Below are 12693 nucleotides of genomic sequence, written 5' to 3'. Positions count from 1 at the left end.
TCTCTTACGACCGTCGGCATAGGTCGACGGTCTCTTGCCTGGATCGTTACGAATGGCCACTGCTCGCTCACGGTCGCGGCGCCGACGCGCGTCGCTCCCGCGTTGGCGCCCACGGCTGCGCCGATTCGCCGTGACTCTCGTATTCGTGCTGGTCGGCAGCGGCCTGTGGTACGGCCAGGAGCAGGCCTACCGCGACCAGCTGAGCTGGATGGGCGTTCCCGCCTGGGAGCGCCTCACGCCGCTTTCCGTGTATCGCGTGCTACGCAACGACGGCTTCTTGGTGGGCTGGTCGGACGTTCGGGTCAACCCGCTCTGGGTCAGCTATCTGCTGCATGAGGTCGAGGACCCGCGAGCCGGCCAGCGGCCCGATTTTCGTCAGGATTGGCGCACCCTGTGGCCGATCTCCACCGAGAGTTACTTCGGCAGCGGCTACGACCGAGGCCACCTGGCGCCCAATTATGCCATCGCCACGGTGCACGGACGCGAGGCCCAGCGGCAGTCGTTCTTGATGAGCAACATCTCGCCCCAGCGGCCCGATCTCAATCGACGGCTGTGGCAGCGCCTGGAAGAGGTAGTGATCGATCACTTCGTGCCGCGCTTCGGTGTGGTGCAGATAATCACCGGTCCGGTGTTTCCCGAGCGCTTTTTCGATAACGTGACCCAGCGGGTGGGGTTGGTGGAGATTCCCGAGGCTTTCTACAAGATCGTCGTGGTACCGGCCGAGGAGCCGCTGGCACTGGCCTTCATCATGCCGCAGCAGGTTCGCGGCGATGAACCGCTGGACGACTTTTTGGTGAGCGTCGACGAGGTGGAGGCGCGCACCGGGCTGAATTTCTTTCCGCAGTTGCCCGAAGCAGTCGCCGAGAGGCTGGAAGGGCGGGTGACGACTCGGGGGTGGGCGCTGGAGGAGGTGGCTCGGCTGCCGGCCAGGTATTGATCAGCCACCATGGAGGCGCTGAGCACAAAAAAACCGCGATCTTCGTATCGCGGTTTCCTGTGTCGTTGCCATTTGCTGCATGACGCGATGTGCTTATGAAAAGCGTGGTGCCCAGGAGAGGACTTGAACCTCCACATCCGTAAGGATACTAGCACCTGAAGCTAGCGCGTCTACCAATTCCGCCACCTGGGCGCATCATGCAGTCGTCGTGTTCGCGGTCCCGAGGGATGGTGCCCAGGAGAGGACTTGAACCTCCACGTCCGTAAGGACACTAGCACCTGAAGCTAGCGCGTCTACCAATTCCGCCACCTGGGCGAGCACGGCGAATCGAGCTGACAAAGAGCGTGGGCGCCTACCCGACCATTGAATCAAATGGTGCCCAGAAGAGGACTTGAACCTCCACATCCGTAAGGATACTAGCACCTGAAGCTAGCGCGTCTACCAATTCCGCCATCTGGGCAGGCGACGCGTATGTTACCCAATTTGGGCCCCATTGCAAGAGTGCCATGAGGTGAAGACGAGAAATTTCATCCGGTACATGATGCCGGGTAACGGCCATGGTTGGGTCGCAACGGCGCCGGCGCTATACTGCGGGCATGACAAACGACTCCATTAGCAATATCCCACGCGCGCGGTGCCTCGCCAGCGCCCTTTCCCGAACGCTGCCCTGGTTGCCAAGGATGCCCCACGCATGACCCATTGGACGCTCAGCGACGACCCCCACGCCAGCCGCGAAGCCCACAAGTACGACAAGCCGGCACCCAGCCGCGAGTACCTGTTGGCCCGCCTGGAAGAGTACGGCAAGCCGATCACCCACGAGAAGATGAGCCGCATGCTGGGCCTCGACGACGAGGACCTGCAGGAAGCGGTGCGCCGACGCCTGGCGGCCATGGAACGAGACGGCCAGGTACTGCGCAACCGGGCCGGCGCCTATGCGCTGATCGACAAGCTCGATCTGATCAAGGGCAAGGTATTGGGCCATCGCGACGGCTTCGGCTTCGTGCTGCGCGACGACGGCAAGAAGCCCGACCTGGTGCTGCCGCCACGCCAGATGCGCCGAGTCTTTCATGGCGACTACGTACTGGTGCGTATCAGCGGGCGCGATCGCCGCGGTCGCGACGAGGCGACCATCGCCGAGGTGTTGGCGCGCAATACCCAGACCATCGTCGGTGTCTTCCGTGCGAATACCTCGGAATTCGGCGTATTGATTCCCGAGAACCCGCGCATCACCCAGGAAGTGATCATTCCGCACAGCGCCTGCGGCGGTGCCCAGGATGGCCAGGTGGTGTCGGCCAAGATCGTGCAGCAGCCCGATACCCGCGTGCAGCCGGTAGGGGAGGTGGTCGAGGTGCTCGGCGAACGCATGGATCCGGGCATGGAAATCGACATCGCCATTCGCAGCTACGAGATCCCGGCCGAGTTCCCGCCCGAGGTGCACGATCAGATCGCCGAGATGTCCGCCGAGGTGGCCGAGCAGGACAAGCAGCACCGCATCGATCTACGCGACGTGCCGCTGGTGACTATAGACGGCGAGGACGCCAAGGACTTCGACGACGCGGTATGCGCCTGGAAGACCAAGTCCGGCAGCTGGAAGCTGCTCGTCGCGATCGCCGACGTGTCGCACTACGTGCGCCCCGGCAGCCCACTGGACGAGGAGGCGATCCGCCGCGGCAATTCGGTCTATTTCCCCGGGCAGGTGGTGCCGATGCTGCCCGAGCTGCTCTCCAACGGGCTGTGCTCGCTCAATCCCCATGTCGACCGTCTGGCTCTGGTCTGCGAGATGAACATCTCCAAGGGCGGGACGATCAGTCGTTACCATTTCTACGAGGCAGTGTTTCGCTCGCATGCGCGCCTGACCTACAACAAGGTGGCGTCCATCCTCGACGCGGACGACCCCGAAGGTGATGCGCTGCGTGAGGAGCATCGCGAGCTGGTGCCGTCACTGCAGAACCTGCACGCGCTCTACAAGGTATTGCGTCAGGCCCGCGAAGAGCGCGGCGCCATCGACTTCGAGACCACCGAGACGGCGATCATCTTCACCGAGGAGCGCAAGATCGAGAAGATCGTGCCGCGGACGCGCAACGACGCCCACAAGCTCATCGAGGAGTGCATGCTGGCGGCCAACGTCGCCACCGCCCGTTTCCTCGACAAGCACGACCTGCCGGCGCTGTACCGTATCCACGAGCGTCCCTCGCCGGAGCGTCTCGACAAGCTGCGTCTGTTCCTCAACGAACTGGGACTGTCGTTGGGCGGAGGCGACGAGCCCACGCCCCAGGACTACCAGGCCCTGGCCGAGGCGATTCGCGGCCGTCCGGACGCGGACGTGATCCAGACCGTGATGCTGCGTTCAATGAGCCAGGCGGTCTATTCGCCTCACAACGAGGGGCACTTCGGCCTGGCCTACCCGGCCTACGCTCATTTCACCTCGCCGATTCGCCGCTACCCCGACCTGCTGGTACACCGCGCCATTCGTTCGGTGATCCGCGGTCCGCGCCAGACCAACACCGTGCTGCGTGCCGAAGGGGCGCCGGTGGAACCGCCAAGCAAATGGTCACCTTACACCTTCGAGCAGATGCTCGAACTCGGCGAGCACTGCTCGATGACCGAGCGCCGCGCCGACGACGCCACCCGCGACGTCGAGGGCTGGCTCAAGTGCGAGTTTATGTCCGACAAGCTCGGCGAGGTCTATGAAGGCACCATCGTCTCGGTGACCCAGTTCGGCATCTTCGTGCGTCTCGACGAGTTCTATGTCGAGGGGCTGGTGCATGTCACTTCGCTGCCTTCGGACTACTACCACTACGAGCCCGAGAAGCATCGTCTCAAGGGCGAGCGCACCGGCATGAGCTATCGCCTGGGCGATGGCGTCACGGTGCAGGTGGCTCGGGTCGACCTCGACGAGCGCAAGATCGACTTCGTGCTCGAGGACGAGAAGCCGCGTCCCAAGCGTCAGCCGCGCAAGCGCCGGGGCGGCGCCGAGGCGACGGATACGCCGCGTCCCGCCAGCGGCAAGGGCAAGGACGACGACAAGGGCGAGCGTGGCAAGGGCGGCAAGCGTCGCCGCGGGCCGCGCAAGTCGAGGGCGCGCGGCTGATGTCAGGTCGCAAGGGCAGGTCGCGCGAGGCAGGAAGAGGGGCGGCACGCCGCAAGTCGGAGCTGCCCGGCGTGCCCGGCGGTCTCGATGCGGTATTCGGCGTGCATGCGGTACGAGCCCTGCTGCAGCGAGGCGAAACGCCACGCGAGCTGTGGGTGCAGGAGGGCGATGCGACGGCTCGGCTGGCCGAGCTGGTCGAACAGGTCCGCGCCGGCGGTTGTCGCGTGCGAAACCAGCCGCGAGAAGTGCTGGACGAGCTGGCGCGGGAAGCTTCTCATCAGGGCATCGTCGCCTTCGCCGCGCCGCTGGCCTTCGAGAGCGAAGCGTCGCTGTGGTTCAAGCTCGAAGCCTGGCCCCACGAGGCGCCTCCCTTGCTGCTGGTGCTCGACGGAGTGACCGACGTGCACAACTTCGGTGCCTGTCTGCGTAGCGCCGACGCCGCCGGCGTGCACGGCGTGATCGTGCCCAAGGATAAGTCCGCACCGCTCAATGCCACGGTGCGCAAGGTTGCCTGCGGCGCTGCGGAGAGCGTGCCGGCCTACCAGGTCGTGAACCTGGCGCGTGCCCTGGCCCGACTCAAGGAGTTCGGCGTCTGGATCACCGGAACCGCGGGCGAAGCGGAGACGATGCTCTTCGATGCCGATCTCACCGGCCCCACGGCCCTGGTGATGGGGGCCGAAGGCAAGGGTATGCGTCGTTTGACCCGTGAGGCCTGCGACGGTCTGGTCAAGTTGCCCATGACCGGCAGCGTCTCCAGCCTCAACGTCTCGGTGGCCACAGGCATCTGCCTGTTCGAGGCGGTTCGTCAGCGCGGCGCGGGCCGGGATTGAAATCGCTCGCCGCCTTGCAAGTGGCGGCGTGGCTCACTAGAATGCATGCGCCCGTTCCTGTGTGAGCGGGCGTAATTATTTGACTATCACTCCTTGCTTCCCCTGAGTGCGAAAGCCTCCCGAGGAAGCTGCCAACCCGCAAGGAGACCCCATGCGTCATTACGAAATCGTGTTCATGGTCCACCCGGACCAGAGCGAGCAAGTGCCGTCCATGGTCGAGCGTTACTCCAGCATCGTCACTGAAAGTGGTGGCACCGTGCATCGTCTGGAGGACTGGGGCCGTCGTCACCTGGCCTACCCGATCAACAAGATTCACAAGGCTCACTACGTGCTGATGAACGTCGAGTGCAGCGGCGAGACTCTCGAGGAAATCGAGAACATCTTCCGCTTCAACGACGCCATCATTCGCAGCCTGGTGGTGCGCTGCAAGGAAGCCATCACCGAGGCTTCGCCGATGATGAAGCCGGCAGACGACAAGCGTGCGCGTCGCGATGAGCGCTCGCGTACCGAAGAAACTGCCGAAGCCAACTGATCGCACGTCCAAGGAGTTTTGACATGGCACGCTTTTTCCGCCGCCGCAAGTTCTGCCGTTTCACCGCTGAAGGCGTGAAGCAGATCGATTACAAGGATCTGGACACGCTGAAGGCCTACATCACCGAGACCGGCAAGATCGTACCCAGCCGCATTACCGGTACCAAGGCACGCTATCAGCGCCAGTTGGCCACCGCCATCAAGCGCGCGCGCTACCTGGCACTGCTGCCTTACACCGACAGCCACCAGTAAGCCGCTGACCCGATGTTGCCGATTGCCCGCTGGCTGATGCGGGGTACGCCCTACGCGGCTGGTGGGGCGGCCCTGGCCGCGATCGTGCCTTGGCTGTTCTGGCTAAGTGCGGCCATCGTCGCCCTGGTGACGCTGCGTCGCGGCATGCTATCGGCGCTGCCGGCGCTGGTCGCGGGCGCCTTGCCTGCCGGCTGGTGGTGGACGCAGGGCGACGTCATTCCGCTGGCCAGCGTGCTGCTGGTTACGCTGATGGCGGTGGTGCTGCGCGAGCGCATGCGCTGGAGCGAGGCATTGATTGCCGGCACTCTGGCCGTTGCGGTGTTGGTTCAACTGGGCGTCTTCATCCCGCCGGGCGGTACCGGGCCGCTGCTGGAGCAGCTGCGGCAGAGTTCGGACGAGATCGATCAGGTACTCGGCGAGCTGGTACGCCAGGGGTATGACACCGAGGAGTTGGCTACGCTGCTGATCGGTGGCATCACCGGCCTGATGGTACTGATCGCGGCCATCGGCTGTCTGGCGCTGGCGCGCAGCTGGCAGGCGGGGCTCTACAACCCCGGTGGCTTTCGCGAGGAGTTCCACGCGCTGCGCCTGGCGCCGCGAGAGCTGGCATTGCTGGTGCTCCTGGGCGTGGTCGGCATGGTGCTGGGGCTGCCCTCGCTCTCCATGCTGGCCTGGGTTCCGCTGTTGGTAGCCGGCATCGCGCTGGTCCACGGCTTCATCGGACTGAAAGGCATGAACGGGCTGTGGCTGATCGCTTTCTACGGACTGCTGATCACCACCTGGCCCATGATTCTGATCGTGCTGTTGGTGGCTTTCATCGACGTGTTCGCGGATTTTCGCAGCCGTCTGGCCCCCCGCAGCGACTGACAAGAGGTTAACGAGATGGAAGTCATTCTGCTCGACAACATAGGCAAGCTGGGCGGTTTGGGTGACAAGGTGTCCGTCAAGCCCGGTTATGGTCGTAACTACCTGGTACCTTACGGCCTGGCCGTGCCGGCGACCAAGGACAACGTGGAAGCCTTCGAAGCGCAGCGCGCCGAGCTCGAGGCACAAGCCGCAGAGCGCAAGGCCATCGCCGAGTCTCGTGCCGCACAGCTGGCCGAAATCGAACTGTCACTGGTGGCCAAGGCCGGCGAAGAGGGCAAGCTGTTCGGCTCCATCGGTCCGCGTGATCTGGCCGAGGCGCTGGGCCAGGCTGGCATCGAAGTCGCCAAGAGCGAAGTGCGCATGCCCGAAGGTCCGATTCGCCAGACCGGCGAATATGACATCGACCTGCACCTGCACGCCGAAGTCGACGCCACCGTTCGTGTGGTCGTAGTGGCCGAGTAAGTTTCCGCCACGCATCACCCTCAAGGGGCGCGAGGAGTTTCCTCGCGCCCCTTGTTCATGTCTGAAACTTAGACATTGGTAGTAATATTACGTTTTATTTTTGCGCCACTGTTCTTAAACGATTAAGTTTGCCTGGGCTGGATGCGCCGCGTCCGGACCAGGGCAGCAGGACTTCGTGGCGCTTAAGTCGCGCCCAACTATCGATACAGCTCAGCGCCTGCCCCGTTCACCTTGCGAAAACCAACAAAAAGGAACAACTGCGATGAAGACTGCTTTGCTACGAACTCCGCTCGTCGCTGCCGTCGCCATGGCCAGCCTCGGTTTCTGTGCTGGCGCCAGCGCCGACACCGCAAGCCTGGAGCAGCGCCTGCTCGAACTCGAAAGCCGTATCGCAGCCGCCGAACAGCGGGCCGCTGCCGCCGAGCAGCGCGCCGAGCTGGCCGAAGCCCAGGCCGAAAATCGGCTTGCGGCGGACGAAGTCGAGGAGCGCCTGGCCAAGGTCGAGCGTCAGGCCAGCGGTGAAGAGGGCTTCTCCTTCGACGTTTATGCCCGTTCCGGTCTGCTGCTGGGAGAGGATCGCAAGAGTATCGAAGGCGGCCCCTACGTGACGCCTGCAGGTGGCTTGGGCGGTGCCGTGGGGCGCCTGGGCAACGAGCCCGACACCTACGCCGAGGCCATCCTCAATTACCGCATGCAATACGACAATGGCGCCAAGGCGCTGTACCGCACCATGCTGGCCAGTGGTACGCGGACGAGCGATGATTGGGACGACGATTCCGACCTCAATGTGCGCCAGGTCTATGCCGAGTTCAGCGAGCTGCCGAGCTTCACCGGGGCTTTCGAGAATGCCTCGATCTGGGCCGGCAAACGCTTCGACCGCGACAACTTCGACATCCACTGGCTCGACAGCGACTTCATCTTCTTGGCCGGTACCGGCGCCGGTATCTACGACATGCAGCTGGCCGACAATTGGCGCTCCCACTTCTCGCTCTACGGGCGCAGCTTCAGCGATTATCCCGTCGATAGGGAGAATCCCGGCGTCACGGACGATACCGACAGTTTGATCCTCACCTCCAACAACTACTTCGGCAACTGGCAGTGGATGGTCAATGCCCTGTCGGCGGCCGACAATGAGGAGCGTGACATCGGCGAGGGCCAGGCTGCAGCAAACGGCGGCTTCCACACCATGGTGGCCTACCATGGCGACAGCTTCTTCGGCCTGGGCGAGGGCAGCTTCAAGGTGGCGCTACTGCATGGCCGGGGCCTGGGCGCTGAGGTCAAGGGGCTCGGCAGCGACGGCAACCTCACCGATGACGCCCAGGCCACCCGCCTCGGCCTCTACGGCACTACCTACCTGACGCCCAGTTGGCGCATCGCCCCGGTGCTGTTCGGTGAGATGAGCAAGGACCGCTACGTCGACGGCGACGAATACGAGTGGCTGACGCTGAGCGCGCGGCTGGCCAACGAGATCACCCAGAACTTCGAGATGCAGTACGAGGCCAGCTACCAGTACATGGATCTCGCCCCCAACGGCTACGATGGGCGCAACGCGGTGAGCGGCGACTTCGGCAAGTTCACCATCGCGCCGACCTTCAAGCCGCAGGTGGGTGGTTTCTGGCAGCGCCCGGAAGTTCGTGTGTTCGCCTCCTATACCGATTGGACGAGCGAACTCAACGACTACCAGGTGGATTCCGCTTTCGGTAGTGACGGCTTCACCGGTGGCCAGTGGAGCTTCGGCGTCCAGACCGAGGTCTGGTTCTAAGTTCAAGCCGGCCCGCCAGGTCGGGCCACGCTCGTATGCTGTTTCGATCCCTTGCCGCGACCGGTTTCGGTCGCGGTTTTTGTCGTTTCGAAAGGTAGGGTGGACCCAAGCCATCGGGTAGAATGGCACGGCCCGCCATTACCAAGGTTGTCACGCCATGAACGACACGCTCGAGCTCGATAGGGAAGCCGCCGCGCTGAAGGTGCCGCCGCATTCGCTGGAGGCGGAGCAGTCGGTCCTCGGGGGGCTGATGCTCGACAATGCCGCCTGGGACAATGTGGCCGATCGACTGGTGGCAGACGATTTCTATCGCTACGAGCATCGCCTCATCTTCAATGTCATGACCGGTCTCGCCGAGACGGGGCGACCGATGGACGTGGTGACCCTCTCCGAAGCGCTGGAGGGACGTGACCAGCTCGATACCACCGGTGGGCTCGCCTACCTGGCCGAGCTGGCGCGCAATACGCCTTCGGCCAGCAACATCCGCGCCTACGCCGATATCGTTCGCGAGCGGGCGACCCTACGCAAGCTGATTCGCGCCGCCAGCCAGATCGCCGACGGCGCTTTCAGCCCCCAGGGCCGGCCGGCCGATGAACTGCTCGACGAGGCCGAGCGGCTGGTGTTCCAGATCAGCGAGGAGCGCCCCAAGTCGGGCGGCCCCATCGGTATGAGCGAGCTGCTGGCCAAGGCGGTGGATCGTATCGACGAGCTGTTCAACATGAAGGGCGAGATGACCGGTCTGTCGACGGGCTTTCGCGACCTCGACGAGATGACCTCGGGCCTGCAGCCTTCCGACCTGGTGATCATTGCCGGCCGTCCCTCGATGGGCAAGACCACCTTCGCCATGAACGTCGTCGAGCACGCGGTGATCGCCAGCGACAAGCCGGTGATGGTGTTCTCCATGGAGATGCCGGCGGATGCTCTGATGCTGCGCATGCTGTCGTCGCTGGGCCGTATCGATCAGACTCGGGTGCGTACCGGTCAGCTCGAGGACGAGGATTGGCCGCGGCTGACCTCGGCGGTCAACCTGCTCAAGGACAAGCAGCTGTTCATCGACGATACCGCCGCGCTGTCGCCCAACGAGATGCGCTCGCGCATTCGCCGTGTGGTGCGCGAGCACGGCAATCTGGCGATGGTCATGATCGACTACCTGCAGCTGATGCAGATCCCCGGTTTCTCCGAGAATCGCACCGGCGAGATCTCGGAGATCTCGCGCTCGCTGAAGGGCATGGCCAAGGAGTTCGGCTGCCCGGTGATCGCGCTCTCTCAGCTCAACCGCTCGCTGGAGCAGCGTCCCAACAAGCGCCCGGTGATGTCGGACCTGCGCGAGTCGGGCGCCATCGAGCAGGACGCCGACCTGATCGCCTTCGTCTATCGTGATGAGGTCTACAATCCGGATAATCCGGACAATCAGGGACTGGCCGAACTGATCATCGGCAAGCAGCGTAACGGCCCCATCGGCACCGTGCATATGGCCTTCATCGGCAAGTACACGCGCTTCGAGGACCTGGCGCCGGACAGCTACGGCGAGGCCTTCGGCGAGTAAGGCGCAACGCGCTTGAGCCATGGGCGCGAAGCCGTATAATGCCGACCCCCGATAGCTGGCAACCGAGGAGAGACCATGGCAGGCGGATTTCGGCGCGGCAAGCGTCAGCGCACCCCAAAACTGGAGGCGCGCGGTGAACTTCAGTCACTGGAACGCGAAGGCCCTTTCAAGGAGTGGTTGGGCATGCCGGATCTCTACCGCTTTCACCTGGTCGTCGACGGCGAAGCCTACAGCTACCAGACCGAGGATGCCGAACTCACCGTGGCGGTAGGCGACCGCGTGGTGTTTCGCTACAAGGAGACCAAGGCAGGCAAGTGGGTCGACCGCAACTCCCTGGCCAAGGCGATCGATCCTTCGGATTATCAGTGATACCGAATGGTGTCGGAACCCTTGGACAAGGTCACTGTCATACAAAAGTTAGAATTTCGTCATGTAATTGATATCGGGCACAGTCAAGCTGTGCCCGAATCGTATATTCTCAAACGGACGTAGAACGAGACATGGAGGGAGCCATGCAATTCGAAGAACTCAAGGACTTCGCCGCCCGGAGCGACAATTTCGAGATTCGAGTGATCACTCACGCCGGCAGTCGCTGCTACCAGGTGGAGCTCGAAGACGTCGAGGGCCGTCGGCACATGCTGACGCGGCGCGGCAAGCCGATCGTATTTCGCGCGCTGGAGGACGTTTACCTCGAACTGCAGCGCGCCGGCATTCATCATGCCTTTCTGGTCCAGCACGTGCCGGAGGACGAGGTGATCGGCCGCGAAGCGCACTACCACGATTCGCTGACATCGCGCACCCCGCTGGTATTCTGACGCTTCCGATCCTGCTACCTTCTCTGCAAGTTATACAAATTACTTTGATAGTATAACTTCATACCGCCCACGGCTCCGGCCTGATACACTAGGCGCTCCGTCGTTCAGTAAGGAGCGCAGTGCATGCCCTCACCGCAAGTGGAGCCGTCGGGCCGCGAACGCCCCGCCCATGCTCCGCCGGATCATCCACCGGTATCACGCGCCAGGGTTGGCGTCGTACTGGCCAACCTGGGAACGCCGGATGCCACCGACTACCGGTCGATGCGGCGGTATCTCAACGAATTCCTGTCCGACAAGCGAGTGGTCGACTACCCGAGCTGGAAGTGGCAGCCGCTGCTGCAGCTGATTATCCTGACCCGTCGACCGTTCAAGTCCGGCGCGGCCTATCGCAGCATCTGGAACACGGAAAGGAACGAGAGCCCGCTGCTGACCATTACCCGCGAGCAGACACGCAAGATGGCCGAAGCCCTGGAGGCACGTCACGGCGACCGAGTGCGCGTCGACTTCTGCATGCGCTACGGCAATCCTTCCACCGACAGCGTTTTGCGCCGCTTGCAGGCCGAGGGCTGCGAGCGCATCCTGTTTTTCCCGCTCTACCCGCAGTACGCCTCGCCGACTACCGCCACCGCCAACGACCAGGCATTTCGCACGCTGATGACGCTCAAGCATCAGCCGGCCCTGCGCACGGTGCCGGCCTACTTCGAGCATCCGGCCTATCTCGAGGCCTTGGCCAATTCGGTGCGCGAAGCGTATGCCGCCGCCAAATCGCCGCCGGAGGTGCTGGTGAGCTCCTATCACGGCGTGCCCAAGCGCTTCCTGCTCGAGGGCGATCCGTACCACTGCCAATGCCAGAAGACCACGCGCCTGCTGCGCGAGAGGCTCGGCTGGCCCGAGGACGCCATCCAGACCGCCTTCCAGTCTCAGTTCGGTCCGGAGGAGTGGGTGGGGCCCCAGACCGTGGACCATGTCGCCGAGCTGGCACGCCGGGGATACAAGCATATCGCCGTGGTGTCGCCGGCGTTCGCTTCCGACTGCGTGGAAACCCTGGAGGAGATCAACGAGGAGATCCGTGAGAGCTTCCTGGCCGCCGGCGGTGAGAGATTCACCTACATTCCTTGCCTCAACGACCGCGACGACCATATCGCCGCGCTACTGGCGATCGCCGAGAGCGAACTGGCCGGCTGGCTGTAGCCGGCCGCCTCGCTCAGCCGTGGCCGCGGTCGGGATGGGGGACGGGCTTCTCGCCGATCTCCTCCGGGCGTAGCTCGGGTGGGCGTCCGCCGGTTTCGTCGATGTGCTTGAGCTGCATGTGCAGCCCGGTCTTTGCCATCAGGTGAGCGCTCACCGGAGCGGTGATGAACAGAAACAACGTGATCAGCATCTCCTGAATGTCGGGCTTGCCCTGGGTGACCCAGAAGTAGAGCATCGAAGCGATCAACATGCAGCCGATTCCCAGGGTGGTGGCCTTGGTGGGGCCATGCAGACGCATGTAGAAATCGGGCAGGTGGGCCATGCCCAGCGAGCCAATGAAGGCGAAGACGCCGCCGGCGACAAGGAAGAAGGCGATCACGCCCTCGAGAATCACGTAAAGGGTCATAAG

General features: G+C 63.6%; 13 protein-coding genes and 3 tRNA genes. 12 read left to right on the top strand and 4 right to left on the bottom strand.

What is annotated here, in order from left to right:
• The first annotated feature begins 52 nt into the window (after nucleotides 1-52).
• On the top strand, nucleotides 53-937 hold the full coding sequence (locus CYJ07_RS05620) for a DNA/RNA non-specific endonuclease (protein ID WP_104202707.1): 885 nt from the start codon (nucleotides 53-55) through the stop codon (nucleotides 935-937).
• A gap of 105 nt (nucleotides 938-1042) precedes the next feature.
• Here CYJ07_RS05620 and CYJ07_RS05615 read toward each other — a convergent pair.
• The 3 genes from CYJ07_RS05615 to CYJ07_RS05605 all read right to left on the bottom strand — a co-directional run bounded on the left by CYJ07_RS05615 (nucleotide 1043) and on the right by CYJ07_RS05605 (nucleotide 1397).
• A tRNA-Leu gene (locus CYJ07_RS05615) sits at nucleotides 1043-1129 on the bottom strand.
• A gap of 36 nt (nucleotides 1130-1165) precedes the next feature.
• Nucleotides 1166-1252 (bottom strand) — tRNA-Leu (locus CYJ07_RS05610).
• Between the two features lie 58 nt (nucleotides 1253-1310).
• Nucleotides 1311-1397, bottom strand: a tRNA-Leu gene (locus tag CYJ07_RS05605).
• Nucleotides 1398-1628: 231 nt separating this feature from the next.
• Between CYJ07_RS05605 and rnr the strand changes: the two genes are divergently transcribed.
• The 11 genes from rnr (at nucleotide 1629) to hemH (ending at nucleotide 12284) form a co-directional block, all read left to right on the top strand.
• Nucleotides 1629-4028, top strand: a complete 2400-nt coding sequence (gene rnr, locus CYJ07_RS05600; RefSeq protein WP_104202706.1) for a ribonuclease R — start codon at nucleotides 1629-1631, stop codon at nucleotides 4026-4028.
• Nucleotides 4028-4858 carry a 23S rRNA (guanosine(2251)-2'-O)-methyltransferase RlmB gene (gene rlmB / locus CYJ07_RS05595; protein WP_104202705.1) on the top strand — a complete coding sequence of 277 codons (831 nt, stop codon included), beginning with the start codon at nucleotides 4028-4030 and terminating at the stop codon, nucleotides 4856-4858. Before rnr ends, rlmB begins: the two co-directional genes overlap by 1 nt.
• Nucleotides 4859-5009: 151 nt before the next feature.
• Nucleotides 5010-5390, top strand: coding sequence for a 30S ribosomal protein S6 (gene rpsF / locus CYJ07_RS05590; protein WP_104202704.1), 381 nt, complete (start codon nucleotides 5010-5012; stop codon nucleotides 5388-5390).
• Nucleotides 5391-5413: 23 nt separating this feature from the next.
• Complete coding sequence (gene rpsR, locus CYJ07_RS05585) at nucleotides 5414-5641, top strand: 30S ribosomal protein S18 (RefSeq protein WP_010629658.1); 228 nt, start codon at nucleotides 5414-5416, stop codon at nucleotides 5639-5641.
• Between the two features lie 12 nt (nucleotides 5642-5653).
• Nucleotides 5654-6508, top strand: a complete 855-nt coding sequence (locus tag CYJ07_RS05580) for a YybS family protein (RefSeq protein ID WP_104202703.1) — start codon at nucleotides 5654-5656, stop codon at nucleotides 6506-6508.
• A 15-nt stretch (nucleotides 6509-6523) separates the two neighbouring features.
• Nucleotides 6524-6970 carry a 50S ribosomal protein L9 gene (gene rplI, locus CYJ07_RS05575; RefSeq protein WP_104202702.1) on the top strand — a complete coding sequence of 149 codons (447 nt, stop codon included), beginning with the start codon at nucleotides 6524-6526 and terminating at the stop codon, nucleotides 6968-6970.
• A gap of 262 nt (nucleotides 6971-7232) precedes the next feature.
• On the top strand, nucleotides 7233-8732 hold the full coding sequence (locus CYJ07_RS05570; protein ID WP_104202701.1) for a carbohydrate porin: 1500 nt from the start codon (nucleotides 7233-7235) through the stop codon (nucleotides 8730-8732).
• A 157-nt stretch (nucleotides 8733-8889) separates the two neighbouring features.
• The gene (gene dnaB, locus CYJ07_RS05565) at nucleotides 8890-10278 is read left to right on the top strand and encodes a replicative DNA helicase (RefSeq protein WP_104202700.1); all 1389 of its coding nucleotides are present in this window, start codon (nucleotides 8890-8892) and stop codon (nucleotides 10276-10278) included.
• 75 nt (nucleotides 10279-10353) lie between these two features.
• Complete coding sequence (locus tag CYJ07_RS05560) at nucleotides 10354-10647, top strand: hypothetical protein (RefSeq protein ID WP_104202699.1); 294 nt, start codon at nucleotides 10354-10356, stop codon at nucleotides 10645-10647.
• Nucleotides 10648-10790: 143 nt separating this feature from the next.
• Entirely contained in the window at nucleotides 10791-11093 is a 303-nt protein-coding gene (locus CYJ07_RS05555) for a DUF6482 family protein (RefSeq protein WP_104202698.1), read from the top strand.
• Between the two features lie 123 nt (nucleotides 11094-11216).
• Nucleotides 11217-12284, top strand: a complete 1068-nt coding sequence (hemH, locus tag CYJ07_RS05550; RefSeq protein ID WP_104202697.1) for a ferrochelatase — start codon at nucleotides 11217-11219, stop codon at nucleotides 12282-12284.
• A 13-nt stretch (nucleotides 12285-12297) separates the two neighbouring features.
• Here hemH and CYJ07_RS05545 read toward each other — a convergent pair whose 3' ends face one another.
• Nucleotides 12298-12690 carry a Na+/H+ antiporter subunit G gene (locus CYJ07_RS05545; protein ID WP_104202696.1) on the bottom strand — a complete coding sequence of 131 codons (393 nt, stop codon included), beginning with the start codon at nucleotides 12688-12690 and terminating at the stop codon, nucleotides 12298-12300.
• Nucleotides 12691-12693: the final 3 nt, after the last annotated feature.

The sequence above is a fragment of the Billgrantia saliphila genome, assembly GCF_002930105.1.
Taxonomy (GTDB): domain Bacteria; phylum Pseudomonadota; class Gammaproteobacteria; order Pseudomonadales; family Halomonadaceae; genus Halomonas; species Halomonas saliphila.
Note: the sequence above shows the minus strand (reverse complement) of the source record. Positions and strands in the feature narration are given on the sequence as shown.